Annotated in this window: 22 protein-coding genes and 1 tRNA gene; 13 read left to right on the forward strand and 10 right to left on the reverse strand. The window is 61.1% G+C overall.

Translation table 11 applies throughout. The features are described from left to right. Window positions 1-22: 22 nt before the first annotated feature. Window positions 23-1,168, reverse strand: coding sequence for a CE1758 family FMN-dependent luciferase-like monooxygenase (locus tag CLAC_RS11240; protein ID WP_053412997.1), 1,146 nt, complete (start codon window positions 1,166-1,168; stop codon window positions 23-25). 166 nt (window positions 1,169-1,334) lie between these two features. Between CLAC_RS11240 and CLAC_RS11245 the strand changes: the two genes are divergently transcribed. From CLAC_RS11245 to CLAC_RS11280, 8 genes are all read left to right on the forward strand, one after another. Next, window positions 1,335-1,871: a YceI family protein gene (locus CLAC_RS11245; RefSeq protein WP_053412998.1), complete on the forward strand. Its 537-nt coding sequence runs from the start codon at window positions 1,335-1,337 to the stop codon at window positions 1,869-1,871. A gap of 213 nt (window positions 1,872-2,084) precedes the next feature. Continuing rightward, window positions 2,085-3,440 (forward strand): pyridoxal phosphate-dependent aminotransferase, encoded by a 1,356-nt coding sequence (locus CLAC_RS11250; protein WP_281175552.1) that lies wholly within the window; start codon window positions 2,085-2,087, stop codon window positions 3,438-3,440. 150 nt (window positions 3,441-3,590) lie between these two features. Further along, entirely contained in the window at window positions 3,591-4,268 is a 678-nt protein-coding gene (locus CLAC_RS11255; RefSeq protein WP_245621881.1) for an MptD family putative ECF transporter S component, read from the forward strand. Beyond that, window positions 4,265-4,966: an energy-coupling factor transporter transmembrane component T family protein gene (locus tag CLAC_RS11260; protein ID WP_053413000.1), complete on the forward strand. Its 702-nt coding sequence runs from the start codon at window positions 4,265-4,267 to the stop codon at window positions 4,964-4,966. Before CLAC_RS11255 ends, CLAC_RS11260 begins: the two co-directional genes overlap by 4 nt. After that, on the forward strand, window positions 4,963-6,492 hold the full coding sequence (locus CLAC_RS11265; protein ID WP_425388797.1) for an ABC transporter ATP-binding protein: 1,530 nt from the start codon (window positions 4,963-4,965) through the stop codon (window positions 6,490-6,492). Before CLAC_RS11260 ends, CLAC_RS11265 begins: the two co-directional genes overlap by 4 nt. A 162-nt stretch (window positions 6,493-6,654) precedes the next feature. Then, the gene (locus tag CLAC_RS11270) at window positions 6,655-8,343 is read left to right on the forward strand and encodes an ABC transporter ATP-binding protein (RefSeq protein WP_342669471.1); all 1,689 of its coding nucleotides are present in this window, start codon (window positions 6,655-6,657) and stop codon (window positions 8,341-8,343) included. After that, window positions 8,340-10,118 carry an ABC transporter ATP-binding protein gene (locus tag CLAC_RS11275; RefSeq protein WP_053413001.1) on the forward strand — a complete coding sequence of 593 codons (1,779 nt, stop codon included), beginning with the start codon at window positions 8,340-8,342 and terminating at the stop codon, window positions 10,116-10,118. The genes CLAC_RS11270 and CLAC_RS11275 overlap by 4 nt, the downstream gene beginning before the upstream one ends. A gap of 496 nt (window positions 10,119-10,614) precedes the next feature. Next, complete coding sequence (locus CLAC_RS11280; protein ID WP_082313397.1) at window positions 10,615-12,189, forward strand: YibE/F family protein; 1,575 nt, start codon at window positions 10,615-10,617, stop codon at window positions 12,187-12,189. Window positions 12,190-12,239: 50 nt separating this feature from the next. Here CLAC_RS11280 and CLAC_RS11285 read toward each other — a convergent pair whose 3' ends face one another. The 6 genes from CLAC_RS11285 to dcd all read right to left on the reverse strand — a co-directional run bounded on the left by CLAC_RS11285 (window position 12,240) and on the right by dcd (window position 17,654). Next, a complete protein-coding gene (locus CLAC_RS11285; protein WP_053413002.1) occupies window positions 12,240-13,604 on the reverse strand; it encodes a UDP-glucose dehydrogenase family protein in 1,365 nt (454 codons plus the stop codon). Between the two features lie 142 nt (window positions 13,605-13,746). Next, complete coding sequence (locus tag CLAC_RS11290; protein WP_156324847.1) at window positions 13,747-14,730, reverse strand: ABC transporter substrate-binding protein; 984 nt, start codon at window positions 14,728-14,730, stop codon at window positions 13,747-13,749. Further along, complete coding sequence (locus CLAC_RS11295) at window positions 14,727-15,512, reverse strand: ABC transporter permease (RefSeq protein ID WP_245621882.1); 786 nt, start codon at window positions 15,510-15,512, stop codon at window positions 14,727-14,729. The genes CLAC_RS11290 and CLAC_RS11295 overlap by 4 nt, the downstream gene beginning before the upstream one ends. After that, complete coding sequence (locus CLAC_RS11300; protein WP_156324848.1) at window positions 15,509-16,162, reverse strand: ABC transporter permease; 654 nt, start codon at window positions 16,160-16,162, stop codon at window positions 15,509-15,511. Before CLAC_RS11300 ends, CLAC_RS11295 begins: the two co-directional genes overlap by 4 nt. A gap of 9 nt (window positions 16,163-16,171) precedes the next feature. After that, the gene (locus CLAC_RS11305) at window positions 16,172-17,032 is read right to left on the reverse strand and encodes an ABC transporter ATP-binding protein (RefSeq protein ID WP_053413004.1); all 861 of its coding nucleotides are present in this window, start codon (window positions 17,030-17,032) and stop codon (window positions 16,172-16,174) included. A 43-nt stretch (window positions 17,033-17,075) separates the two neighbouring features. After that, window positions 17,076-17,654: a dCTP deaminase gene (dcd, locus tag CLAC_RS11310; protein ID WP_053413005.1), complete on the reverse strand. Its 579-nt coding sequence runs from the start codon at window positions 17,652-17,654 to the stop codon at window positions 17,076-17,078. Between the two features lie 197 nt (window positions 17,655-17,851). On the opposite strand from dcd, the gene CLAC_RS11315 reads away from it, so the two are divergent. Beyond that, window positions 17,852-17,925: transfer RNA gene (locus tag CLAC_RS11315), tRNA-Gly, on the forward strand. A gap of 61 nt (window positions 17,926-17,986) precedes the next feature. Here the strand turns inward: CLAC_RS11315 and CLAC_RS11320 are convergent. Both CLAC_RS11320 and CLAC_RS11325 read right to left on the reverse strand, forming a co-directional pair. Further along, window positions 17,987-18,637: a response regulator gene (locus CLAC_RS11320; RefSeq protein ID WP_053413006.1), complete on the reverse strand. Its 651-nt coding sequence runs from the start codon at window positions 18,635-18,637 to the stop codon at window positions 17,987-17,989. A gap of 23 nt (window positions 18,638-18,660) precedes the next feature. After that, complete coding sequence (locus CLAC_RS11325; protein WP_053413007.1) at window positions 18,661-19,845, reverse strand: sensor histidine kinase; 1,185 nt, start codon at window positions 19,843-19,845, stop codon at window positions 18,661-18,663. Window positions 19,846-19,929: 84 nt separating this feature from the next. Between CLAC_RS11325 and CLAC_RS11330 the strand changes: the two genes are divergently transcribed. After that, a complete protein-coding gene (locus CLAC_RS11330) occupies window positions 19,930-20,901 on the forward strand; it encodes a Sir2 family NAD-dependent protein deacetylase (protein WP_053413008.1) in 972 nt (323 codons plus the stop codon). Window positions 20,902-20,927: 26 nt separating this feature from the next. Here the strand turns inward: CLAC_RS11330 and CLAC_RS11335 are convergent, their stop codons facing one another. Continuing rightward, window positions 20,928-22,262 (reverse strand): MFS transporter, encoded by a 1,335-nt coding sequence (locus CLAC_RS11335; protein ID WP_053413009.1) that lies wholly within the window; start codon window positions 22,260-22,262, stop codon window positions 20,928-20,930. A gap of 248 nt (window positions 22,263-22,510) precedes the next feature. Between CLAC_RS11335 and CLAC_RS11340 the strand changes: the two genes are divergently transcribed. The 3 genes from CLAC_RS11340 to CLAC_RS11350 all read left to right on the forward strand — a co-directional run bounded on the left by CLAC_RS11340 (window position 22,511) and on the right by CLAC_RS11350 (window position 26,094). Then, entirely contained in the window at window positions 22,511-22,690 is a 180-nt protein-coding gene (locus CLAC_RS11340) for a hypothetical protein (RefSeq protein WP_053413010.1), read from the forward strand. 345 nt (window positions 22,691-23,035) lie between these two features. Beyond that, a complete protein-coding gene (locus CLAC_RS11345) occupies window positions 23,036-23,953 on the forward strand; it encodes an ATP-binding cassette domain-containing protein (RefSeq protein WP_082313399.1) in 918 nt (305 codons plus the stop codon). Further along, window positions 23,953-26,094 (forward strand): YhgE/Pip domain-containing protein, encoded by a 2,142-nt coding sequence (locus CLAC_RS11350; RefSeq protein ID WP_053413011.1) that lies wholly within the window; start codon window positions 23,953-23,955, stop codon window positions 26,092-26,094. Before CLAC_RS11345 ends, CLAC_RS11350 begins: the two co-directional genes overlap by 1 nt. Window positions 26,095-26,106 lie beyond the last annotated feature (12 nt).

Consider the following 26,106-nt stretch of genomic DNA (forward strand, 5'->3'; position numbering starts at 1 on the left):
CTCCTGCGAGTTGCGAACCCGATCATCGTTCACCGTCGTCGACCCGGTTGGCGTATGACTCGGACGGACGAATCATAAGGTGCGGAGAGCCTGCCCCCTCGGCGCACAATGAGGCGTGGGTCGGCGGATTGGAGGGCACGTGAGCCGGGCGGCGACGTTCGAACTCAGCGCGCAGAGTCGGAACGATCTCTCTGCCCAAAATTTCCACCTGCTCAAGCGCCATTTCCAGGGGAAGGCCTGCATGATCAATGAGAAAGATTTGCCGCTGGTAGTCTCCGACGGCATCTGCATAGCCGAGGTAGCGGTCGATAATCTGCTCGGGCGTGCCGACGGTCAGAGGTGTGATGCGCTCGAACTCCTCCAGTGATGGACCATGGCCATATACGGGAGCATTGTCGAAGTACGGCCGGAAGGTCTCCTTCGCCTTCTTCTCGGTCTCCGCGGCGAAGAACTGACCACCCAGGCCAACAATGGCCTGGTCAGCAGCACCATGTCCGTAGTGCTCGAAGCGCTGGCGGTAGAGATTCACCATCGAGGCGGTGTGCTCGATATTCCAGAAGATGTGATTATGCAGGAAGCCATCGCCATAGAAGGCGGCTTGCTCGGCAATTTCCGTGGAACGAATGGAGCCATGCCAGACAAACGGCGCGACACCATCAAGTGGGCGCGGAGTAGCCGTAAAGTTCTGCAGCGGAGTGCGGAACTGACCTTTCCAGTTGACGTTCTCCTCACGCCACAGGGTGCGCAGTAGGTGATAATTCTCAATTGCTAGCGGGATTCCCTTGCGAATATCCTTACCAAACCACGGGTACACCGGGCCGGTGTTGCCACGCCCCATAACCAAGTCCACGCGACCGTCGGCCAGATGCTGCAAATATGCATAGTCCTCCGCGATGCGCACGGGGTCGGTCGTAGTAATGAGAGTCGTCGATGTCGACAGAGTGATGTTTTCCGTCTGCGCGGCAAGATAGGCCAGCAACACTGGTGGATTCGCCGGAGCTACAAACGGTGGATTGTGATGCTGGCCGGTTGCGAATACGTCGAGGCCAACCTCCTCCGCTTTCTTAGCTAGGGCTACGGTCGCTGTAATACGTTCATTCTCAGTCGGCACCTTGCCGGTGGTGGGGTCTTTTGTTACGTCGCCAATGGTGAAGATTCCGAATTGCATAGCAAAATTCTAGAACTTTTTTGTTGACATGTCACTACAGTGGAGTTACGGTTGACTCATCAACACTAACGAAGTGAGCAGGGAAGCTCCGGAACCTTCCCGAGCCCAACCAAACTGTGTTGATAACGAACAAATAGCTCTTAACCAAGCACTCCAGGAGATTCACATGACTTACCAGTCCGGTACCTACACTCTCGACGCTGCACACTCTTCCATCGGTTTTTCTGTTCGCCATGCAATGGTCACCAAGGTCCATGGTCGCTTCGAAGAGTTTGAGGCCACCATCGAGTTCGACGCCGAGAATCCGGCCAACTCCTCCACCACCGCCACCATTAAGACCGACTCCATTAACACCAACAACTCCGACCGCGACGAACACCTGCGAAACAAGGACTTCTTCAACGCAGAGGAAAACCCGAGCATTACTTTCAAGTCCACCGCCATCGAACTCCACAGCGAAGAGAAGGCAACGGTAAAGGGCGACCTGACCATCAAGGGCATCACCAAGCCGGTTTCCCTCGACGTTGATCTCTTCGGCTCAGCTGAGGATCCGTGGGGTCAGACCCGCGTCGGATTCGAGGCAACTACCACCATCAACCGTAACGACTTTGGTGTCGAGTACAACGCTCCGCTGAAGACCGGTGGCGTCCTGATTGGCAACGACATCGCTATCCAGATTGAGGGCTCTGCCGTTAAGCAATAGCACTACTGAGCAGCAGCCACTGCCAGGTCAACAAGCCCACCAAGAGCCCAGGCACAATCCCTTCAAGCGCCTGGGCCCTTGGTCTATGCAAGCCATTTTCCACTCAATCTCAGCAAACAAACGGACGCGGCCAACCTTCCTAAAACCCCTTTGTGTCGCCCCCGGTTGGAAAAAAGCGCAGATATTAGACGAGAAGGTGGCATGCTTAGACAGGTGAGTTCCAGCAAAGAATCTTCCCCAGGCAATAACGGCACCACTTCGGCAGCTGCGAATGCTGCCGCCCAGGAGCAGACTCGCGCAGCTCGTCTAGCAAGTCGCCGCGGGGACATCAGAGCGCCACGGCGCACCCCGCTGAAGCCACTGGACCAGTCAACCAAGCTACAGAATGTCCTCTACGACATTCGCGGGCCGGTAACCACCCTGGCCGAGCAGATGGAGGCCGACGGCCACCGAATTCTTATGCTGAACACCGGAAATCCAGCGAAGTTCGGTTTCGATGCTCCCGATACCATCGTGCAGGACATGGTTCGCGCCCTTCCACACGCACAGGGCTACTCGGAGTCCAAGGGCATTTATTCAGCGCGCCGTGCCGTCGTCACGCGATATGAGATGGACCCGGAGTTCCCGCGCTTCGATGTGGGCGATGTATGGCTGGGCAATGGCGTCTCAGAGCTGATTTCAATAACGACACAAGCCTTGCTCAACGAGGGCGACGAGGTCCTCATCCCCGCACCCGACTACCCACTGTGGACCGCCGCGACGACGCTAGCAGGCGGCAAGCCGGTGCACTACATCTGCGATGAGGAAAACGACTGGGCGCCGAACATCGAGGACATCCGCTCAAAGGTGACCGACCGCACCAAGGCGATTGTCATTATCAACCCAAACAACCCAACCGGCGCCGTCTACTCCCGCCAGGTGCTCGAGGACCTCGTCGAAATCGCGCGCGAGAACTCGCTGCTTCTGCTTTCCGACGAAATCTACGACCGGATCCTCTACGACGATGCGGAGCACATCTCGACCGCCTCCCTGGCGCCCGACCTGCTCTGCATCACCTTCAACGGTCTCTCCAAGACATATCGCGTTGCCGGGTATCGCGCCGGTTGGATGGTGATAACCGGCCCAAAGCGCCACGCGGAGGGCTTCATCGAGGGAATAAACCTCCTGGCCAGCACCCGCTTGTGCCCGAACGTGCCCGCACAGCACGGAATTCAGGTCGCACTCGGCGGATACCAGTCGATTAACGACCTCATCCTGCCCGGCGGCCGACTTCTGGATCAGCGCAATGCGGCCTACGAGGGGCTGACCTCGATTCCCGGTGTGACGTGTGTGAAGCCGATGGGTGCGATGTACGCGTTCCCGAAGCTGGACCCGAATGTCTACGAGATCCACGATGACGAGAAGCTGATGCTCGACATCCTCCGCGAGGAGAAAATCCTCATGGTCGGCGGCACTGGCTTCAACTACCCGACGCCGGACCACTTCCGAATTGTGACGCTGCCGTGGGCTCGGGAGCTCTCGGAGGCGATTGAACGCCTGGGTAACTTCCTGGCCAGCTACAAGCAGTAGCTAAACCGAAAGGGAGCCGGGCCCCCACACGCCCCCACGTGGAGGTCACCATAAGTTCAAACCTTTAAACTAATACCATTCCCTGTTAGGCTCGCCTAAGCAACATGTGCTTTGTGCACATTTTTCCGCATGTTCAAAAGGAGAGCCCCCGTGACCTCAACAAGCCCAGACGCTCCAGCTCCCGCTGTCTCCGCCAATCACACCACTTCACGCGGTCTCAGCCCCCGAGACCTCATCAACGTCGGCGTTTTCGCGGCCCTATACTTCGTCGTCACATTCGTCTTAAACATGGTTGGTTTCGCGGGACCAGCGTTCATGTTCCTCGGATTCATCCTGGGAAACCTCGCTGGCGGCACCATTCTCGCCCTTTATGTCGCACGCGTGCCCAAGCTGGGCGCGCTGACCCTTCTCGGCCTAATCCTCGGATTTGCTTTCACCCTTACCGGCCATAGCGCCTACATGATTATCGTCTCCACCCTCTTGGGCTTGCTTGCCGACGCCATCCTCGTCGGCTTTGGTGCACTGTCACGAGGACGTGGGCTGGCGCAAGCCAAAGGAAAGCGCGTCAGCACTGCATTCCCCCTGGCATACGCGGTATTCAGTGTGAGCTTTGTGGGCGCGTTTATCCCATTGATTCTCAATACCGAGGCGTACTATCAGACGATTTCTGCGCAGATGGGCCCCGAATACGCAGAGGCCATGGCTGCGATCTTCCAGCCCTGGACTGTCGGGGTTTTGGCTATCGGCATGTTCGTGCTGGGGCTGATCAGCGGGGCGATTGGCGTACGCGTTGCCCGCAAGCACTTTGAAAGCGCTGGCCTACTGTGAACATAACCGTCGACCCGCGCACAATTTTGCTGGCGGTCGCGGTAGTCAACACGATAGTGATGGCATCCCCGTCAACCACTGCGCTTTTTTGTTGCGCTGCGGTTACCTCCACCGCGTTAGCGACAGTGCGGATTCGCTATGGTGTCATTGCCATCCTCGCGTTTTCCTTTCTCTACTTGGCCTTTCAATTATTGCTCCTGGTTCCAGGATCCAAAGGCGTGGCTTTTGCTGCAGTGATGTTCATGTGGCTGGCCCGATTTGCAGTCAGCATCGGAATCGGCGCCTGGGCCATCCTCGGAATCTCACCATCAGCACTTACTGCAGCGTTGCGCAGCCTGCGTATCGGACCGCTCCGGCTACCCTCCTGGGTGACAATTCCCCCAGCCGTGTTCCTAAGAGTTCTGCCCATTGCCGTCACTGAGGCCAGGGCAATCTATGACGCAATGCTGCTGCGCGGCCTGCGGCCCGGCGCAAGGCAATGGCTGCTGCATCCAGTGCAGTCAACATCAATGCTCGTTATTCCCCTGCTCGGAACTGTTGTCCAATCCAGCGATGACCTCGCTGCTGCGGCACTCATCCGCGGCCTGGGCGGCACGCGGACACCTACCACCATCGCCCGACTGAGCCTGCGTACCGCAGATGTAGGGGTTCTGGCTAGCCTCGTGGCCATTGTTAGCGCGGCGTGGTGGTTGCCATGATGCATTCCTCCTCGGCAGCGCCGGAGACTCGTTCCTCCATAACAGCACGCAATCTCTCATTCCGCTATGCCGCCAGTGGCGCGGGCCTGCATAACATCTCCTTTAGCCTGAATCCAGGCAGAACAATGCTGATTACGGGCCCCTCGGGGTGCGGTAAATCAACCTTGCTACGTCTCATTAACGGTCTTATTCCACACTTTGATGACGGCGATCTACACGGCGAAATCCTTTTGGATTCGCACGGACTAGCTCCTACCAGCGGTGCCGGTTCGATGAATCCGGCCAAAGTGCCTCTACACAGATCAGCGGAATTCAGTGCGACGGTGTTTCAGAACCCGCGCAGACAATTCTTCACCGACACAGTCATCACAGAGCTGGCTTTCGCTTTGGAAAACGCAGGCACAGATCCGGGGCGCATCCGAAACCGCATCGATGAGGTGGCCCGTACAGTAGGCATCGAGGATTTGCTGGGGCGCAGACTTGGCGAACTGTCTGGGGGCCAGCTGCAACAAGTGGCCTGCGCGTGTGCCCTCATGCCTAACACCGGCATTATCCTCTTTGACGAGCCCACGGCCAGCCTCGACTCCGAGGCCATCGCCACGCTACGCGAACTCCTGCAACTCCTGCGCAGTCTGGGCAAAACCATCGTCATCGCCGAGCACCGCATCGCCCCGCTGCATGGCCTAGTTGACGATGCTCTCATCATCGACAACGGAGAGATCTCCGCATCTCTAAGTGCTGAGGAGTTCTTTGCTATCTCCGAGCAGCAACGCCAGGCCTGGGGACTGCGCAGCCTGACACCGGTGCCCTTGCCGCCGCTACCAAGGCTGCACAATCTCTCCGAGCCGGAGACGAATCCAACCCGGGGACTGGTTTTGGACAATGTCGTTTTTTCTCGCAAGTCGCCCGGAGGAGCCCTGCGAGGAATCCGACGAGATGAACGGAGAATTCTCGACATCGACCACCTAGTCTTTCCCGCAGGCGAAGTCACTGCAGTCATCGGCCCAAATGGCACCGGCAAAACAACGCTCGGCAGGCTCATCTGCGGTCTCGAAAAGCCACAGCGCGGTGGCTCTATCCGCCTGAACGGAAAGCGTCTATCCGCAGCCGAACGCAACCGCCGCTGCCAAATGGTGATGCAAGACGTGAGCAGGCAGCTCTTTTCGGAGACTGTCGCGGGCGAAATTGAACTCGGGGCGAAAGAGCCCCCGCCCACGCAGTCACTATTGGAGCAGATGGATCTGGCCGGACTGGACAAACGCCATCCGAGATCCTTATCCGGCGGGCAGCGCCAACGACTCGTCATTGCTGCGGCGAAGGCCCAGAATGCCGATGTCTACGTCTTCGACGAACCCACCTCCGGCATTCCGTGGAGGCACCTGGAATCTATCGCGCAAAGGCTCGAAGAACTCGCTACAGCCGGTGCCGTCGTCATCGTCATTACCCATGACAACGAACTCATTGAGGCGGCAGCCACGCGCATCGCCGACCTGAGTCCTTTTTCACCGCACCTTGCTTTCCATTGACAATCCCCTTAAAGAGACCGCCCCTGCAAGGTTCAAGAGGGGCACGCATCTGTTAGGACCACCATGACATCTCATAACACCAACACGGACTCGGCCTCGCCGAAATCCGGCAATGCTGGCGTCGAAAAGCGAAAAGCCGGGCAGAAGGCTCTACAAGAGCTGATGAAACCCGTGCAGTGGCGCATACGAATCGCACAGGTGCTGGCACTTATTTCCTGCGCTCTGGCGGTGGCACCGTATGTCGCCCTTGTCGCACTCGGCGATACTCTATTGACTGCCCAGATCCACGGCACGCCGGTCGACTCGGAGCGAGTCCAAACAACTATCTTCTGGCTAGTCACAGCATTCCTCAACCAGTCTTTACTCTATACCCTGGCGCTGCTCATCACTCACTTTGCCGATCTGCGACTAGTTCATCTCACGCGAGTGCGCATCATTCGGACAATCAGTCGAGCGCCACTGTCCTGGTTTGGTAACACAAGCGCAGGACGGATCCGCAAGGCAGTCGACGACGACACCCGATCTCTCCACACGCTGGTTGCTCACGCTCCTGTCGACCTCATCATGGCAGTCGGCGTGCCGCTGTTTCTCCTTATCTTTGCGTTCACTATCGACTGGCGTTTGGGGCTGCTGACTATCGTGTCAATCCCTATCTATCTGGCGCTTCAGATGTTCTCCATGAAGGACATGGGCGCAAAGACCGCCGAGATGGACTCCTACCTCGGTGAGGTCTCTGCCACGGCCGTCGAGTTTGCCGAAGGCATTGGCGTCGTCAAAGCATTCGGCACCACGGGCAAAGCGCACCAGCGCTACATCCGAGCGGCAGAGAACTTTGCTGACTTTTACTACGCATGGGTACGGCCTTTGCTGCGTATCGGCGCACTCAGCGAATCTGTCATCGGCATTCCCCTAATCCTGCTTATCAACATTGGCGGAGGCTGGCTGCTTACCGACGCCACCGCCCCCGAGATTGTCGCCACCACACTCATTGCGCTCATTCTTCCGACCACGATTCAGCATGTCGGGATGATGATGTGGTCTTTCCAACTAGCCGGAAATGCGGCGCTGCACCTCAAGAATTTGATAGACCTACCACCGATTCCGGAGGGCACCGGCGAGCTCAAAGCCTCTCCAACACCTGCCGCCACATCCACCACTGCCGGTGTAATCGCCTTCGAAAACGTCAGTTTCTCCTACGGGGATAGTCCCGTTATCGAAAACTTCTCCGCCACCCTCCAACCGGGAACGGTTACGGCCTTGGTCGGGCCGTCGGGAAGCGGAAAGTCCACCCTGGCGACGATGCTGGCGCGATTCCAAGACCCGGACTCCGGTCGTATCACGATTGGCGGGGTAGATATCCGCGAGCTAACCTTCTCCGAGCTCTACCGCACGGTGGCTTTCGTGCTGCAGACCACCCACCTACTTCGGGTCAGCATCCGCGACAACATCCGCCTGGCACGCCCCGATGCAAGCGATGAGGCCGTATGGGAGGCTGCCCGCGCCGCGCAGATCAGCGAATTCATCAAGGGGCTTGACGACGGCCTCGATACCGTTATCGGAGACGACATCAACGTCTCCGGTGGACAGGCGCAACGCATCGCCATCGCCCGTGCCATCCTCGCCGACGCACCAGTTCTCATCCTGGATGAAGCTACTACAGCGGTCGATCCTGACGCGGAGGCGGACATTCAAGTGGCCCTAAATTCACTGGTCAAAGGCAAGACGGTTCTCGTCATCGCGCATAAGCCTGAAGCGATTGCCGGTGTTGATCAAGTCATCCGTTTAGATGCAGCGGCCAGGAAGCACGCGGCAGCCCCGCACGCAATCGAGCAGGAGGAATCCCACGCATGAAAACGCTACTGACAAACCTGCGCGCCCTGCAGACGGCCGAGGGACGCCAAAGGACTACAAAGTTCGGCGCCTTCATGACACTTGTCGGCATCACCGACGGGCTGGCAATTTTGCTACTTCTACCCATCATCAGACGAATCGGTCAGGGGCAGTCGCCCGGGGTAGTTCTTCTTACGTTGGGCATCATCGCCCTGGTGGGGCTCGCGCTGCGATACATCACCACGCTGCTGGGCTATTCCATTGCCCTAGACTTCCTCCGCAGTGCGCATCGCATCATTGGAGACAAGCTCGCAACCCTTCCCCTTGGCTGGTTCCGCCCCTCACGCACCGGTGGCCTGTCAAGCCTGGTCTCCGATAAATTCATGCAGGCCACGGAGATGTTCGCCCATCAGAGTGGAATTTTCATCCGGGAGTCATGGGTACTCATCACACTGACTATTGGCGCATTTGTGTGGAATCCCTGGATCGGTCTGGTGTTCCTTTTTCTTGCGCCCGTCACCATCGCGGTCATGCGAGCCTCCTCGGCCCTGAAGAAATATTCATCCAACCAGGCGCTACCTGCAGGCCACGAACTCTCGTCGCGAATCCTCGAGTTTGCTCGAAACCAACCAGCACTGCGCGCCGCCGGCCGCAGCGAGAACTTCGCCCCACTGGAAAGGGCGCTTGAGGCGGACTACAGGGCTCGCTACCGCGAACTGTGGCTGTCCACTGCCGCGATCGTCCTCAGCGGGCTGATCGTACAGCTTTTTGTTGTCGCTATTATCGCAACAACCTCTTGGCTGGCTGCCGAAAAGTCCATGGCCGCCCTCACGGCACTCGCCTTCATTGGCATCGCGCTGCGCTTCTCCAAGACCTTGGAGAATCTGAGCCAGGCCTTCCTCGGGTTGGATAGCGGCCGCCTCGCCTTGGATGAGACGGCCAAGATCACCGGTGCACACTCCCTCCCGGAGCCTACCGAGCCCAAACACGGCGACAATTCCGGATCCGTGGAGTTTGACCATGTGACCTTCAGCTATGGCGACGATACGAGTGCCACTTCGGTCGAGGCGGACGATATTGCCGATGCGTCTACCGCAGTGCCGGTACTGCGCGATATCTCCTTTAGGGTCGCCCCACGCACGGTCACGGCAATTGTCGGCCCCTCTGGCTCTGGAAAGACCACAATTTCGCGACTGGTAGCCCGCTTTTTCGACGTCGACAGCGGCACAGTACGCGTTGACGGAGTAGATATTCGTGACATGGGAACCGAGGCGCTCATGTCCAAACTTTCGATGGTATTCCAGGATGTCTATCTCTTCGATGACACGTTGTACAACAATGTTGCCGTCGGCAGGCCGAGCGCCAGCCGCGAAGAGGTTCTGCGGGCGGCGGATTTGGCTGGCGTAACCGAGATTGCCAACCGCCTCGGTTGGAATACGCGCGTCGGAGAGTCCGGTGGTCTGCTCTCCGGTGGCGAGCGACAGCGAGTCTCCATTGCACGCGCTCTGCTGAAGGACGCCTCCATTGTGCTTTTCGACGAGGCGACCTCCGCCCTCGATGGAGAAAACGAAGCCAACATCCTGCGTTCCATGGCGGAGCTTCGGAAACACTCCACGTTCATCGTGATTGCGCACAAGCTCGATACCGTTCAAGACGCTGACCAGATCATCGTCCTATCCGAGTCAGGAACTATTGCGGAGATTGGCACCCATGAACAGCTCTATTCCGCTGGCGGGGACTACCGACGGTTCTGGGACCGGCGAAACCAGGCATCAGGCTGGACGCTGGTGCGCTGATAAAGCCATGGCACGAAAGCTTGCAGAGTTTTCACCAGCAAAAACCCACAACACAAGTTCAGCATCCTGAATCCATAGCCTCCGAGCGACTAGCGTTGGGGGCGTGGGTAGGCACTCTTTAGAACCGGACGAACCGGCAGCTCAGAAGTTCACACCAAATAGCCAGGTCAACAGCCTAGGCTCTTTTGGCATATCCAATGCCGGAATGCGCCCCTCAGGCAGCTTTCAAGGCTCTCGCGTCAGTAGGCGCCCAAGCAGGCGTTCGCATGGCACACCCAGCGCTTCGGCTGCCCCGCAGGTACCTGCCCCGCAGATGCCTAGCCAGCGAGCGACTGCCCGGCCCTCGGCGAAGGCGCACGCCTCCACACCGAATCCCGCTGCGCAGCCAAAGCAACGTCCGATCTCTCCCTCGCCTGCCACAAAAAAGCACTCTTCCCAACCCGCGAGCTCCGCGACTCCCGCCTCGAGTTCCCAGAAAGCGCAAAGGCCTAAGCCGATGCGCCATAATCCTCTACTCGCGCGCAGAATCTTGGCGACTGTCCTAACCATTGCCGGCATCGCAACATTTCTCGCCCTCGTCGGCCTCTGGCCCTCAGGCGAGGCACCAAAGCCGCAGCCGGGGTTCCTCGAATCCCAATCGACTGCCGCCGAATCCGTCACGGGCACCGTCGTCGAGCACACTTCCGGCACCTGCTCCTCACCGGACGTGGGTCGCGTATTCACAGATCAGCCCCGCCTTTCTCCTTCTTCTGTCGGCTTGCCGACGCCCCCTACCGCCCCACGTGTTCCCGGCAATCCCGGGGCACAGGAACAGGATTGCCAGCTCTCGGTTGTCGAGTTGACCTCTGGCCCTGACGAAGGGAAAAAGACCCTTCTTGAGACTTCTGGAATGCCGGGCGAGGTCGAACTTGCCAAGGGGGACAAGATTGTCCTGGCGATTCATAAGCCATCGAGTGAGGGGATTCCGGGAATCCCCTTTGGCTCAGGTGATCCAGGCAGCGCGGGAGCTGTGCCAGCGCCAATGCCCGCCCCTATGCCCTCACCGGGTCCGGCGCCCGAAGGAGTTCCAGCGCCACCAGCTGCCCCTACCCCGGGCGAGGGGCAGACACCGGAGGCCCCAGCACTGCCGTCCCCGCCCGCCCCAGAGGGAGCACCTGCGCCGGAGCCTGCGGATGCCCCGGTCCCGGCGCCAGCACCTGCACCCGTTGCCGAGGTCACGCCACAACAGGTTTCGAATGTGGCGTCGACCAGCACTAACACCTACACTTTCTTGGACCTAGACCGCAGCGTGTCCATCTGGCTTTGGCTGGGTGCCGCCGTGATTCTCATTGCCGTCGTCGGCATGACCCGCGGTATGCTGAGCCTGGTTGGTCTGGGGATTACCCTTGTCGCGGTACTGGGTTTCCTCGTTCCTGCGCTGTTGCGCGGCGGCGATCCGGTCGCTCTCGCGATTACAGCGGGCGCTGCAATTCTCTTCCCGGTCCTGTTCCTGGTACACGGTGTCAATTGGAAGTCTGCCTCCGCACTCGCGGGAACGCTAACCACTATGGTTCTGGCTGCGCTTCTCGCCAATGTCGCGATCTCGTCGTCTCAGCTCCGCGGCCTTGGCAACGAAGATAACCTACTGATTCAGCTCTACTTGCCGGAAGTCTCGGTCACGGGTCTGCTCATGGCCGGTTTCATTGTCGGCGCACTTGGAGTGCTCAACGACGTCACCATCGCGCAGGCCTCGACCGTGCAAGAGCTTTACGACGCGGCCCCCAAGTCTCGTCCCATCGAGGTCTTCCGGTCCGCAATGAAGGTAGGCCGAGACCACATAGCGTCGATGGTCTACACGCTTGTACTCGCCTACCTGGGCACCGCTCTGCCGCTGTCTATTCTGCTCAGTGTTTCTGACAGGCCACTGTTGCAGTCGCTGACATCCGACGTGGTGGCAACCGAGCTCCTGCGCTCGGTCATCGGCGCGATTGCTCTGGTCCTGGCGGTGCCAATTACAACCTTCATCGCAGCGCACACTATCGCGCCGGAGGGAATGAAATTGCCGAAGCGCTCCCGCGCAGCGAGCGTTTAGCCGACCGGCCGCGCACTAGACAGCCACGCTGCCCTAACCGCTGCCACTAGCTAGCCGCGGCCCAGGCAGGTGACGTCCCACCCGGCGTCACTCCACTCCTGGCTGGGCAGGCAGTTGCGGCCATCCAGAACCGCCGCCCGCTTCACCAGATCCTTGGCCCACACGGGATCGATCTCACGGAACTGCTTCCATTCGGTCGCAACGACGACCATCTCGGTGTTGCGCAGCGCGTCCTCAATCGTCGGTGCGTAATCGAGCGTCGGGAAGACGCGCTTGGCGGTTTCCATCGCCTGCGGATCATGGACAACCACCGCGGCACCGGCCAGCGACAGCGAGCCAGCGATCGACAGGGCCGGTGAGTCGCGGACATCGTCCGAATCCGGCTTAAACGCCGCGCCCAGGACCGTGACAGTGTGACCCAGCAGGGAGCCGCCGAAGCTCTCCTTGACCAGGTCCACGGCCTTCTCGCGGCGGCGCATGTTAATCGCGTCGACTTCGCGCAGGAACGTCAGCGCCTGATCCGCGCCGAGCTCACCGGCACGCGCCATGAACGCGCGGATGTCCTTCGGCAGGCATCCGCCGCCAAACCCCAGGCCTGCATTGAGGAAACGACGACCAATGCGAGCGTCCATGCCAATGGCGTCGGCAAGCGTGGTCACGTCTGCGCCAGTGGACTCGCAGATCTCGGAGACGGCATTGATGAAGGAGATCTTGGTGGCCAGGAAAGCGTTGGCGGAGACCTTCACCAGCTCGGCGGTGGCAGTGTCGGTGACAATGATGGGGGTGTTGCGCTCGAGGATCGGGGCGAAGCATTCGCGCAGGATCGCCTCGGCGGACGCCTCGACTTCGCGGCCCGCGCCATCGACGATTGCGCCCGGTTTTTGCAGGCCGAGAACCACGCGGTCCGGCTCCAGGGTGTCCTTTACCGCAAAACCCTCGCGCAAGAACTCGGGGTTCCACGCCACCTCAATGCTGGTGTCCTCGAGGCCACGCTCCGCCACAATCTTTGAGCCCAGCTGCTGCAGGCGCGTCGCAGTCCCCACCGGAACCGTCGACTTTCCAAACACCACATGCTTGCCGACGACCCTGCGCGACAACTCGGTGATAGCGGCATCGACATAGCGAACATCCGCGGCATAGGAGCCCTTGACCTGCGGCGTTCCGACACCGACGAAGTGGACGTTGGCGAAGGCCGCGGCCTCGTCGTAATCGGTGGTGAAGCGCAGGCGACCGGACTCGACGTGCTTACTCAGCAGCTCAGGCAGCCCCGGCTCGAAAAAGGGAACCCGGCCGGAGGATAGCGCCTCGACCTTGGCGGGGTCGACGTCGACTCCCAGCACCTCGTGTCCCAACTCCGCCATCGCCGCGGCGTGTGTTGCGCCGAGATAGCCCGTACCAATCACTGTAAGTCGCATAGGGAATATTATTTGTTCGCGCACGTGCGGTGTTCAAACCCTTACAGCCCTCAAAAGGTGTGGAAAAAAGGGGTATTTGACGAAACTTTGGGAGGCTTTACCCTCCGGTTTTCCGAGCCTTCTCCGGGAGTATCCCGCGACGTCACCGGCCGTTCATGCGCGACGAGTCCAGCCACTGTCGCGCGATTAGAGCCGAACCTGCCTTCTCCTCCCCCGAGGAACGCTCATTCATCCGCACCAGATCCGCCGTCGTCAGGTTCTCCGACACCTCGCCCAGAATCTTCCGCACGCGATCATCGACGGTGTCCATGCGGCCCAATGCCACGACATTTTGCGCCAGGATCATCCGCTTGGGATCTTCCAGCGTGACCAGATCTACTTTCTGCCCCGACGAGTCCATCAGCGGCGTAGTGGTGAAGATGTTCGCCATATCAACCGCCCCCTGTGCGACAGCCTGAATTGTCAGAGGACCGCCTGCGTCGCCGTAGCCGACCAGCTGCATCCGGTCTTTTTCAATGCCATAGTACTTCGTCAGGCCCATCGGCCCGAATGGCTGCTTGGCGAGCTCCGGGCCTCCGCCAATGCGGATCTTCCCAGGCAGGCCAGCCATGTCCTCCAAGGACTTCACGCCGTACTTCTCCGACGTCGCACGGGTGATTCGATACGCATCCTTAGACTCCGCTGGCGCGACGGCGAGTACGCCGAACCCCTGTGGCAGATTGCGTCGCAGCGCCTCCTGCACCGCAGTGGAGTCCGCACCTGCGGGAACATCGCCGAAGTAAGAGGCCAGGTTTCCCGCGTACTCAGGGACGATGTCGATAGAGCCCTCCTCCAGGGCCTCCAGATAGACATCACGGGCGCCGATTTGCGGGACTACTTCTGCCTTCAGTCCCGCGTCCATCAGTGCATACGCCCAAATCCGGGCCAGAATCTCGGACTCCGGAAACATTGCCGAACCGATTCGAATCTCCTGACCATCGCGGTTTTTCGGGTCGGCCGGATCGAGGTTACTAACCGAGCAGCCGGACAGCACACCGGCAGACCCCACAGAGCCCGCAACGATGGCCGCCGCGGCGCCGCGCAGGAAACCGCGCCTGCTCACCATACTTGTCGCTACACGCTTCACTGTTCGCTCCCCCTCTGCGTCTCGGCAGCTGCTCCCCGGGCAACACCTCTGGGAGTCACTAAGCGCTGGGCCAGGGCAAAGATGGCGTCGGTAAGCAGGGAGAGAACAGCGACAATCAGGGCCGCGCCGAGCATGACCCCGTAGTCGCGGACCGCGAGGGAATCTAGCAGGTAGCGGCCAATTCCACCGAGCCCCAAGTAGGCGGCGACCGTCGCGGTGGCCAGGACCTGCAGCCACGCCGAGCGGACCCCGCCGATGAGGACGGGCAGAGCCAGGGGCAGCTCCACGCTGGTGACGACCTGCCGGGTCGAAAAACCGACAGCACGGGCGGCATCCACCGTCGCTCGATCGACCGCGGCGAAACCTGCGGCCGTCGCGGCGAGTACCGGAGGCACGGCCAGGATGACCAGCACAATCGTCGCCGGGATCAGCGCCGCCGTCACTCCTGCGGGGATGATGAGGGCGAGGAAAGTCAGAAGGCCCAGGGTGGGCATCGCGCGCAGCACGCCGGAGGCACCCAGCACGGCGCCGCGCCCGCGCCCGGTGTGCCCCACAACCATGCCCAGGCCGACACCCAACACCACCGCGATGCCCGTGGCCAGGGCGGTGTAGCCGAGGTGCTCGGCAACGCGCATCGCAATGCCGCTATCGCCGCGCCACGATGCCGCCGACGTCAGCCACTCCCACGCCTGCCGGAGCACGGCGTAGCCCTCGGCATCGTGCGCGTCCGCGTTCATGTCGGCTGCAACCGCCTGGGCCAAGGTCGTCACTCCCGCGCTCATTTCACGGCCGCCTTCCGCGACCACGGCATCACAATCGCGCCCAGCGCCACCAACACCACGTCAAAGACCAGCGCTACCACCGCGGTGCCGGCGACGCCGGCGAGGATTTCCGTCGGGAAGCTGCGGTTAAAGCCGTCAGTGAAGAAGTAGCCCAACCCGTGCACGCCAACCAGAGACCCGACGCTGACCAGCGACACCGTCGACGCCGACACGACTCTCGCGCCCGACAACAACACCGGACCGGCTAGCGGCAACTCCACTCCGAGGACCCGCCACAGCGGGGCGTAGCCCACGGCCCTCGCGGCATCGCGGGTCATCGACGGCACCGCCCCGAACGCATCCGTCGCCGTCCTGGTCATCAGCGCCACGCCGTACGCCGCCAGCGCCACCTGCACATTCAGTGGCGACAACACCGAAGTGCCCAGCAGCGCCGGAAGCATCACAAAAAGCGCCAACGACGGAATCGCATACAGAAGGCCCGTCCCAGAAGAAATCACCGCGCGAAACCGACTCCTCCGCGCGGCCGCAAACCCGAGTGGGATAGACAGCAGCACCGCCACCACAATCGGCGGGACCGCCAAGGACACGTGCGCGAGCGTCAACTCCGCAATCTGTGCGAAATTCTCCGGATACCAGGACCAACGAATCATGGCGGACCGTCACCGCGCTTCCGGGGACGTGGCTGCGGGGTCGTCGACAAGCACACCGGCCACACGCCCGCGCGCATCGAGCACACGGGACCCGTCCACGCGGAGCTGGCGGGAATCCGCATCGATGAACTCGCGGACATAGTCGCTGGCCGGGGCCTCGATGAACTCATCCGGGGTACCCTGCTGCGCGATATGGCCGCCCTTTTGAAGAAGCACCACCTTATCGCCCAGGTGGAACGCCTCACCAATGTCATGAGTGACAAACAGGATGGTGCGCCCCAACTCGCGCTGCAACCGCAGCACCTCTGCCTGCAGCTCACGCCGCACGATCGGGTCAACGGCCGCGAAGGGCTCGTCCATCAGCAGAATCCCCGACTCCGCAGCCAAAGCGCGCGCCACACCGACACGCTGCTGCTGCCCGCCCGATAGCTGCGCCGGATACCGCTTGCCGACGCTGCCCTCAAGCCCCACGACTTCGAGAAGCTCCATTGCTTTCATCCGGGCCCGCCTGCGCGGCACCCCGTTGAGGCGCGGGACCGTAGCCACGTTATCGACCACGGTTTTGTGTGGCATCAAGCCACCATTTTGCATCACGTAACCGATACCTCGGCGCAGCTGAACCGGATCGCGCTCGGCGACATCGACACCATCAACAAAAACACGGCCCGAAGTCGGGTCCACCATGCGGTTGACCATACGCAGCAGCGTTGTCTTACCGCAGCCGGAAGAACCGACGAGAACCGTGATGGCATCGCGGGGAATATCCAGGTCAATGGCATCAATGACCAGGGTCGAAGACCTGCGGGCCGCGCCAAAGGTTTTGGACACGCCCTCAAAACGAATGGCGACTTGCCGTAGGTCAGCTGACATGGTCTCCACCGTAGCAGCGACGGCGGATTCAACTCGCGAAGATTTAATCTTCCCGGAAGTTCAGATATGCGCGCGACGGTGTCGGACCGCGCTGGCCCTGGTACTTTGAACCCAACTTGCCCGAGCCATAGGGAACCTCGGCCGGCGAGGACATCTTGAATAGCGCCAGCTGACCGACCTTCATGTTCGGCCACAGGGCGATGGGGAGGTTCGCGACGTTGGAGAGCTCCAGCGTGATATGTCCGGCGAAACCGGGGTCGATGAACCCCGCAGTGGAGTGGGTAGCAAGTCCAAGTCGTCCCAGCGAGGACTTGCCCTCCAGGCGCCCGGCAAGGTGAGACGGAATGGTGAAAAACTCCAGCGTGGATGCTAAAACGAACTCACCTGGATGCAGAATAAAGGCCTCGCCCTCGCCGACCTCATGCAGAGAAGTCAGCTCCTCCTGGGGCAGCTTCGGGTCGATGTGCGTGTAACGGGAGTTATTGAACACGCGGAAGAACTTGTCCAGGCGCACATCGATAGACGATGGCTGGATCATCTTCGGGTCGAAAGGATCGATGCCAAGGCGGGCATCGCCCTCGGCGTCGATGGCAGCACGGATATCGCGGTCTGAAAGCAACACGACCTTGAGCTTAGCTGTTCAGCGATGAGGCGGGAGCCCGTGGTGCCGCTATGTCACGCAAGGTTTTACACAAGACCAGATTTTTTACAGACTTCCGCTAGTGATACATTGAAATTGCAGAGGGCGATTGTTACGCCCTCGTCGCAGTACTGTGCCAATCTTTTGCGGCGAGGTCTTATGTACCAGTCTCCCCGTTTGCCGATGTAGTTCAATGGTAGAACTCCTGCTTCCCAAGCAGGCGGCGCGGGTTCGATTCCCGTCATCGGCTCCAGGAAAACTCAAGAAAAATTTGAGATGAGCTTCATCAACCGAAAAATCCCCAGATTGCGCTTTTAATCTCGCGCGCTGGGGATTTCTTCGTATCGCAGCCAGTGCAGCACTGCTTTAACCCGGCGGTTGTCATCGCCGGGCAAGAACCCCAATTTCACAAACACATTCGCCACATGCTTGCTCACAGCGCCCGCAGTCAGTACTAGTAAACGTTCAATTTCCCGATTGCTCAGCCCCTGCGCCATCAAACTGAGAACTTCCCGCTCGCGTGGGGTCAGCGTCGCAATACCGCTCTCCCGTGCAGATATCAGCGCCGTCACCACCTCCGGGTCCACCACGGTGCCGCCGCGTCGAACTTCCTCCAAGTCTTTGACAAACGCCTCCACGTCGGAGACACGCTCCTTCAGGAGATATCCGAAGCTGCCGTGTTCCAGGAGCCTATCCAGGTAACTGGCCGCCACATACTGGCTGAGGACAACAACCGCCTGCTCAGGATTGCCTTTGCGAAGGTCATGCACCGCCTGGAGGCCGTCGTCACGCATGGCCGGAGGCATGCGCACATCGGTGACGATTACATCGAACACGGAGGCCACAGCGGCAGCGCGCAATTCATCCGCATCCGTTACCGCCACGACTTCATGACCGAGCGCACGCAGCAGGCCGGCGAGCCCCTCTCGCAACAACCCGGAGTCCTCCGCCAACAGGATATTCACCGTTGTCCCTCCTCATTTCGACGCTATTTCATTGGACGGATTGGCAAATCCATGCGCAACTCAGCTCCGCCTTCCCCGCCACTGGCCCGCCTCAGCTCCACCGTGCCACCCAGCGCCACCGCTCGCTCTCTCAATCCCGCGATTCCAGTGCCAGGGGCGCGCTTACCGACGCCTCTTCGTTCCTCCTCTCTCAGTTCCGCCAGGCCGCGGCCATTATCCTGGACTCGCACGGTCAAGGTTCGCAGGGGCGACACCATCGCCGGCGCCAGCTCATTTGCAGTTATAGAGACCTCTACCTTGTCGGCGCCGCCGTGCCGAGTCGCATTGGTCAGCCCCTCGGCGACGCAATGGTATGCCAGCAGCGCCGTGGTTTCATCGAGCGGGCCAATATCAGGGGCATCCTCGGAGCCTAGATCCCGATTCAAGGCAACAGTCACACCCGAGTGCGCAATCAGTTCCTCCACAGCAGAGACCAGGCCGTTGTCGTAGAGAACCTGCGGGGCGATGCCTCGGACTACTCCCCGAAGCTGCGCTAGGGCCTGGGCAGCATTCTCGTCTGCGGCATCCAGGGCCGCCTTCAGCCCCTCCGGGTCTTTTGCAATTCGGGCGGCAGCCAGGTTGAGTTTCAGGGCGGTCAGGTGCTGCTGGGGTCCGTCGTGAAGCTCCCGTTCGATACGGTGGCGCTCCCCGGAAAAAGAGTCAATGAGGATGTCTCGGGAGCGGGTAACGTCCTCGCTTGACGGGGCGAGAATGACGCGCGCGAACCACAGCGATAACAGGCCTGATCCGAGTGCGATGACGAGCGTCAAGGCCAAAACGATTGTGGCAAGGCCCCACGAGACGGCGATCTTCGGCGCCGGATCAGATACCGTCCACGAAAAGAATTGCAACTGTTCCACGAGGAACGGGGCACCGTAGAGAACCCCCGAGGTGAAGCCACCTCCAAGCCACGCCACCAAAGCCACGAAACCAGTGCCTAGCTGCACAATCAGGTTTCCAATCTGACGCACGTCGAACCACCGGCTGGCCTGCCGCGGCGGCACCGATTCTCCAGTCCACGCCGCAGCACAACGGCTAATCCAGTCGGCGCCGCGTGCTATCAGTGGAATCCAAGGAAGAAATACTAACGAGACGAAAAGTCCGGGGATAAATAGCACACCGAGGATAAAACTCCAGGCCAGGGCCTTTACACTTGTCTTTGTTTTCATAGCTCTCAACCTAAAATAGGCTTCCGGGCAAAAGCAGTGGAGCTAACTCCCCATTTATCAGCCAGCAGGTGTAAAACTGCGACTATGCCCGGTTCGTTCCCCCAATCTGTCGCCGCCGACAAGAACTCCACTGCGGGCGCATCCATCGCACGCTCCCACCGGTCCGCTCTGCGTTCCATCGCCCGTGTCGTCACGGAGACTGCGACTCCCACGCCACCGGACAAAGCCCTGGCCAGCATCGCCGAGATGCTTTCCGACGCTCCGGCCCTGGTACTCACCGGCGCCGGGGTATCCACTGACTCAGGAATTCCCGACTATCGGGGCCCAAGGGGTTCCCTATCTAGGCATCGCCCCATGACTTACCAGGAATTTCGCTACGATTCGGCTGCGTCGCACCGTTACTGGGCCCGCAGTTTCGTCGGCTGGCGAATAATGGATCGGGCGCGCCCGAACAGGACTCATTTTGCCATTGCGGAGTTGGAACGACACGGGTTCGCAAGGGGCGTCGTCACGCAAAATGTGGATGGGCTGCACGCCCAGGCGGGGACGAAAAACGTGGTGCCCCTGCACGGCGACCTGGCGACTGTCATCTGCCTCTACTGCGGAAGCCGCGAAGACCGAGAGCGTTTCGACGCCCGCCTAGCTTCAGCGAACCCAGGTTTTTTGGAGCGGGCCCGCGTGGATGAGGCCAGTGTGAATCCGGACGGCGACGTTGACCTCAGCGCGGCCCTGGTCAAAGCGTTCCACATGGTCGGGTGCGAGCACTGCGGGTCAACGATGCTGAAGCCGGACGTGGTGTACTTCGGCGAACCGGTGCCCGCCGACCGCAAGGAGGCAGCGACAAAGATGCTGGAAGAAGCGGGATCACTGTTGGTGGCGGGATCGTCGCTAGCGGTGATGAGTGGGTACAAGTTCGTCATCGACGCCCAGCGTGCGGACAAGCCGGTCGCCGTCATCAACGGTGGCCCGGGCCGGGCGGATGGGCGCGTGCAAACGCTGTGGCGTACTCCCGTGGCGCCCGCGTTCGACGCGCTGCTAGACGCTCTAGATATTTAGGCCGTCTGGCCCAGCGAGCCCTTCCCCTAATCCAGCGTGTAGCGACGCAGCTTCTCACCGGATCTCTCCTGCAGCTCAAAGTCAATCATGGTGTCGCGCCCGACAATGAAGCCCATCACCGACAGCAGCAGCGTCGTGCCAAAAAGGACCCACAGGATTGGACCCCAGTTGTGCAGCGCGCCTGCGGCCACGCCGACCAAAAACGGCCCCAGCGCGGAGAGCAAATACCCCACTGGCTGGACGAACCCGGAGAGCCGGGCGGTCAGCACGTGGCTGGCAGTGCGCGCGGGAATGAGGGCGATGGCCATCGGGAAGCAGAAACCGCCGACGCCGAGCAGGAGCGCTGCGAGCATCGCGAACCAACCGGGCAGAGCGTCCGCACCCCGGTGGCAGAGCAGAATCATCAGTAAGTATCCCGCAGCGAAAATCAACGCAAGGCCTGAGCCAACAAAGGACAGGCGTTTTGTCCTCGCGATTAGTGGTGGCATAACCAGGCCACCCACAATACCGAGTCCTTGCACAAACATTGATGCCCACGTCGCCAGGCTGGCGCTCACACCGGAGTCGATGAGCATTTTCGGCAGCCAACCCATGAGAAAGTAGGCGTTCATGGACTGCACGCCGAAGAACACGACCAGCGCTACAGCGGTCGGAGACTTCCACACCGGCACGTTGACGCTGCCGCTGGGCGGGGCCGCAGGGTAGTCGTGCCCGAGCTTCGCCCACATCGGCGCCCACAGCACCAGCTGCACGAGCGCCACCACAGCCCACGCCGCCAGCGCGAGCTGCCACATCGCCATTCCGCCCCCGCTTGCCGACACCGCATTGCCCTGTTCCCCGCTCTGGAATAGCAGTGCCGTCGCGGGGCCCAGGCCTCCACCAACTGCGAGGAAGCTGGAGTAGATGACCATCAGCGTGACGACGTTGCGTCCTCCGTGGACCTTCACCCAGGCGGGCAGGAGCACGTTGGCCAGGGCGATGCCCGCCACTGATAGCAGCGTGAGCAGTAGGAAGAGCCAGATGTTGCTGACCCAGGGGCGGATTGCGAGCCCCATAAAGAGCATGACCGCGCCCACTGCGAGGGCGCCGGTGAGGCCGAGCCGCTTCGCGACTGCTACCGCCACCAGCCCGACCAGAAAGAATGCAAGGCCGGGAAGTGCCGTAATGACTCCACCGAGGGAAGGCGATGCGTCCATGGCAGCGAGGATGTCGTCGAGGACGGGACCGACGGAGGAGATGCTGGGGCGCAGGTTCAGCGCCGCAACGATGACCGCGATGACGGCCAAAGTGCCTCCGACCTTAACGGCTGCACCGCGGTTTTCGTGATCCCGGCCCTGGTTTTCCTCTCTCACCTCTGCCATAGATGTATAACCTACTCCCGTATCTCTGCTGACACATCACCGTTATTGAAGAACCTCGCACGCGAGAAACTAACGCAGGGCCCGCCCACACTATTGAAAATAGTTCTCAATATCACTCTGACCTGCAGATTTCACCCCACACCCCCTTGCATCGAACATACCCCACGGGGTATTGTAGGGACGTCGGGCGCAATCCCGCTACCCACTCGCCAAACACTTAAGCTCAATACCTAAGGAGCACCTCACCTATGTGTCGCCCAGTAGAATGCAACGTTTGCCACAAGACCACGTGGGCTGGCTGCGGTCAGCACATCGCGCAGGTCAAGGCCATGGTTCCCGCCAACCAGTGGTGCGACGGAAAGCACACCCAAGCAGAGATTGAAGCCTCCGGCGCCAACCGGGGCTTCCTCGGTCGCCTATTCGGATAGCAGCCCAACCGCACTACCAGCGGCGAAAATCCACAACTTACAGACATCGGCCCTATTTGGGCGTGGTCATACTTTTGACCGCGCCCAAATAGGGCCGATTTTCCGTACAACCTCCCACAACATCTCGATAAGGCGTTAACTTTCTACCGTCATAACTTGAAAGTTATTTATAGTTTCAGTTCTAATCTGATAAGCACTTCAACAATTCCGTTGCCCTTGCGTATAGCCCCGTCGCCCAACAACGACGACGGACGACAGCCAGAGCAGCACCCCTAGCGTCATGCACCGTTGAGCTCGGCCGAGCCCAGCGACATGCTCCGCCACGCAAGAACTACAGAGGACGACATGAGTGAGACCACGCCCAAGGCACCGGAAACGCCAGACGCGGCGACGCCTCCTGCGATCATCGCCAAGGACCTCTCCCTCGCAGCAGAAGGCGGCCCCGTCTATGGCCCGCTGACCTTCACGGTCCCGAACCAAGGAGTTACCATTCTCTCTGGCAAGGGCGGCAGCGGCCGGACAGCCCTCGCCCTGACCCTCGCGGGCAGGATGAAGGCCGATTCCGGAACGCTGGAAGTCCTGGGCCACAGCAAGCTCCGCGACATCCGCACCCGAGTCGCCATCGCAGGCGTCGAACAGGTAGACCTCCTCGACCGCGATGTCACCGTGCGCACACTCCTCAGCGAGCACCTGAATTGGTCACTGCCCTGGTGGCACCGCGCAAAGAAGGCCGACGAGGAGTACCTCGAAGACATCGCCGGCGCCGTTTTCGGACCCCGAAGCCTGCCCCCCATCGACGCCTACGTCTCCGCACTACCTGGCCTCGACCGACACCTGCTGCGCATGGCCCTGGCGCTGCAGCCGGCACACGGGCATGACACCGAGTTGCTCGTGATCGACGACCTCGAGCAGATCCACGAAATCGCCGACCGCAACCTTCTGTTGCTCCGCGTGGGCGAGATCGCGAAGGACATCCCGGTCGTCGTCAACGCAACGAACCCAATCCCGGACAATCTCATCGACATCGGCGCGAACGTGGAGCTCGACACCGACCGCAGCCATATTCACCCGGAGCACACCGGCAACTCCGAGGTCCGGAGCCACTTGAAGAAGGCCCGTGAAGCCGCGGAGAAGTTGATTCACGATGCGCCGCAAGCACCGTCGGCAAGCGGAGGGCCGCGGCACGCGGCAGGCGACAATCCGCGACAGCACACACGGAAACACCACGCAGGAAACTCGCAGGCAGAAGGGGAAGAACAGTAATGATCTCCGGTCTCCACATCGGCACTGAGCTGCGCCGATTCAACCGATTCAAGCTCTCCCGCGTCGCCATCCTAATCATGTGCGTGATGCCCATCCTCTACTCCACCCTCTACCTGTGGAGCTATTGGAACCCGTTCGGGCAGATTGACCGCGTGCCCGTCGCGCTAGTCAACTCCGACCGCGGCACCACCGTCGAGGGCAAGCAACTCGAGGCGGGCAAGGAGGTCGCCGACGGCCTACTCGAGGATAAGTCTCTGAACTGGCAGAAGGTTTCGCACCAGGAGGCCATCGAGGGTGTGCGCGAAGGCCGCTACTACTTCGCGGTAGAGCTGCCGGAGGACTTCTCCCAGGCCATCGCGTCGCCGGCACAGAAGGACAACCCGAAGCCGGAGAAGGCGACCCTGCAGGCAACCTATAACGACGCCAACGGCTACCTCTCCACTATGATCGGCGAGAACGCCATGCGCGTGGTCATCAACGTTGTCGGCGAGAAGATTGGCTCGCAGGCGGTGGATAAGCTGCTGGTCGGCCTGCTCGACGCGGGCACCGGCATCGGCCGCGCCGCCGACGGTTCCGAGAAGCTCGACGCGGGCATCGCCAAGCTTCACGACGGCTCCGGCGAGCTCTCCGACGGCCTCCACAGGGCGAAGGATGGCACCGCTCAGCTTGCCGATGGCACGGACCAGCTCGTCGACGGCACCGGCAAGCTCAAGAACGGCTCCTCCCAGCTTGCCGATGGCACGGACCAGCTCGTCGACGGCATCGACCAGCTCGCTGCCGGCGTGGGTGCCGCGGCGGGCACTATCAACGATGTCCAGAGCAAGGCCGATGCGCTGAAGTCCCAGGTCGACGCGTTCGGAGGCCGCGTGAGCGCCGCAGCGAACCAGGTCGCGCAGCTGGAGTCGGTGGCGCGCGGAGCCTCGGAAGCCCAGGGGCAGTCCGCGGGCGAAGTTCGCCGAGTGGCGGACAGCCTGGCCGGGCTCCCCGACCCGGTGAGCCAGGATGCCGCGAAGCGCCTGTACAACTTGGCGGATCAGTTCGATTCCCACGGCCTCGGCCCGAAATCGGACGCGATGGCGAAGGTCGACCTGGTCACCGGTGGCGTTCGCGACCTAAATGCCCAGTTCAACGATCCTGATTCAGAGCTGCGCGGGGCCTTCGGCAAGGTCAGCGACGGCATCGCGAAGTTCGGCCAGCTCCAGGACGGTGTCAATCGCCTGCAGGACGGCTCGCACCGCCTGCGCGACGGCGCCCACCAGCTCGATGACGGAATCGGTCAGCTCCAGGACGGCGCGGTACGCCTCCAGGACGGCTCCCACCAGCTCCGCGACGGCAGCGTGAAGCTAAGCGACGGCGCGGACCGCCTGCGCGATGGGCTGGGCCAGGCGCACGACGGCAGCCAGGAACTTTCCAAGGGGCTGCGCGAGGGCGCCGACTCCGTGCCCACGTGGACGCCGACACAGCGCAAGGACATCGCCTCTGTCATGGGCGGGCCGGTGCAGGTCTCCGACCACAACGATGCCGGCAGCAACACCTTCGGCGCGGGACTGGCCCCGTTCTTCTTCGCGCTGTCGCTCTACATCGGCGCGATCATCATGTTCTTCCTACTCAAGCCGATCCAGCGCAGGGCAATCGCCTCGGGCATCTCGCCCCTGCGCGCGGCAATCGACGGCTTCCTCTCCCCCGCAGTCATCGGTGTTGCGCAGGCTCTCGCTGTCGTCGGGCTGACGCTGCTGGCAACGCCGCTGCAGGCCTCTACCGTTGCGGGACTGACGGCCTTTGGCATCCTGGTTTCGCTGATGTACGTAGCCTTCAACCAGATGTTCCTCACCCTGCTGGGCACGGGCCCGGGCCGCGTGGCGTCGATGGCGTTTTTGATGATTCAGCTGGTTGCCTCCGGCGGCCTATACCCCATCGAGACTGAGCCGAAGGTTCTGCAGTGGATCAACCCGTTCATGCCGATGAAGTATGCGGTCGACGGCTTCCGTCAGGTCCTCTACGGGGACTTCGACTCGCGCCTGCCAATCGCCATCGTGGCGCTTGTCGGGTTCATGGCATTGGCGCTGGCCATCACCGCCTTTGCCGCCGCTCGCGATAGAACATGGACGATGAAGAAGCTGCATCCGGCAATCCAGATGTAGCCGAAATGCCGT

The organism is Corynebacterium lactis RW2-5 (assembly GCF_001274895.1).
Lineage (GTDB): Bacteria > Actinomycetota > Actinomycetes > Mycobacteriales > Mycobacteriaceae > Corynebacterium > Corynebacterium lactis.

What these genes read in the sequence shown, in the direction of transcription:
- CLAC_RS11240 (WP_053412997.1), bottom strand. Translation starts at nt 1,168, where the DNA reads ATGCAATTCGGAATCTTCACCATTGGCGACGTAACAAAAGACCCCACC.
- CLAC_RS11245 (WP_053412998.1), top strand. Translation starts at nt 1,335, where the DNA reads ATGACTTACCAGTCCGGTACCTACACTCTCGACGCTGCACACTCTTCC.
- CLAC_RS11265 (WP_425388797.1), top strand. Translation starts at nt 4,963, where the DNA reads ATGATGCATTCCTCCTCGGCAGCGCCGGAGACTCGTTCCTCCATAACA.
- CLAC_RS11270 (WP_342669471.1), top strand. Translation starts at nt 6,655, where the DNA reads ATGAAACCCGTGCAGTGGCGCATACGAATCGCACAGGTGCTGGCACTT.
- CLAC_RS11275 (WP_053413001.1), top strand. Translation starts at nt 8,340, where the DNA reads ATGAAAACGCTACTGACAAACCTGCGCGCCCTGCAGACGGCCGAGGGA.
- CLAC_RS11280 (WP_082313397.1), top strand. Translation starts at nt 10,615, where the DNA reads ATGCGCCATAATCCTCTACTCGCGCGCAGAATCTTGGCGACTGTCCTA.
- CLAC_RS11285 (WP_053413002.1), bottom strand. Translation starts at nt 13,604, where the DNA reads ATGCGACTTACAGTGATTGGTACGGGCTATCTCGGCGCAACACACGCC.
- CLAC_RS11295 (WP_245621882.1), bottom strand. Translation starts at nt 15,512, where the DNA reads ATGAGCGCGGGAGTGACGACCTTGGCCCAGGCGGTTGCAGCCGACATG.
- CLAC_RS11300 (WP_156324848.1), bottom strand. Translation starts at nt 16,162, where the DNA reads ATGATTCGTTGGTCCTGGTATCCGGAGAATTTCGCACAGATTGCGGAG.
- CLAC_RS11305 (WP_053413004.1), bottom strand. Translation starts at nt 17,032, where the DNA reads ATGTCAGCTGACCTACGGCAAGTCGCCATTCGTTTTGAGGGCGTGTCC.
- CLAC_RS11325 (WP_053413007.1), bottom strand. Translation starts at nt 19,845, where the DNA reads ATGAAAACAAAGACAAGTGTAAAGGCCCTGGCCTGGAGTTTTATCCTC.
- CLAC_RS11330 (WP_053413008.1), top strand. Translation starts at nt 19,930, where the DNA reads ATGCCCGGTTCGTTCCCCCAATCTGTCGCCGCCGACAAGAACTCCACT.
- CLAC_RS11335 (WP_053413009.1), bottom strand. Translation starts at nt 22,262, where the DNA reads ATGGCAGAGGTGAGAGAGGAAAACCAGGGCCGGGATCACGAAAACCGC.
- CLAC_RS11340 (WP_053413010.1), top strand. Translation starts at nt 22,511, where the DNA reads ATGTGTCGCCCAGTAGAATGCAACGTTTGCCACAAGACCACGTGGGCT.
- CLAC_RS11345 (WP_082313399.1), top strand. Translation starts at nt 23,036, where the DNA reads ATGAGTGAGACCACGCCCAAGGCACCGGAAACGCCAGACGCGGCGACG.
- CLAC_RS11350 (WP_053413011.1), top strand. Translation starts at nt 23,953, where the DNA reads ATGATCTCCGGTCTCCACATCGGCACTGAGCTGCGCCGATTCAACCGA.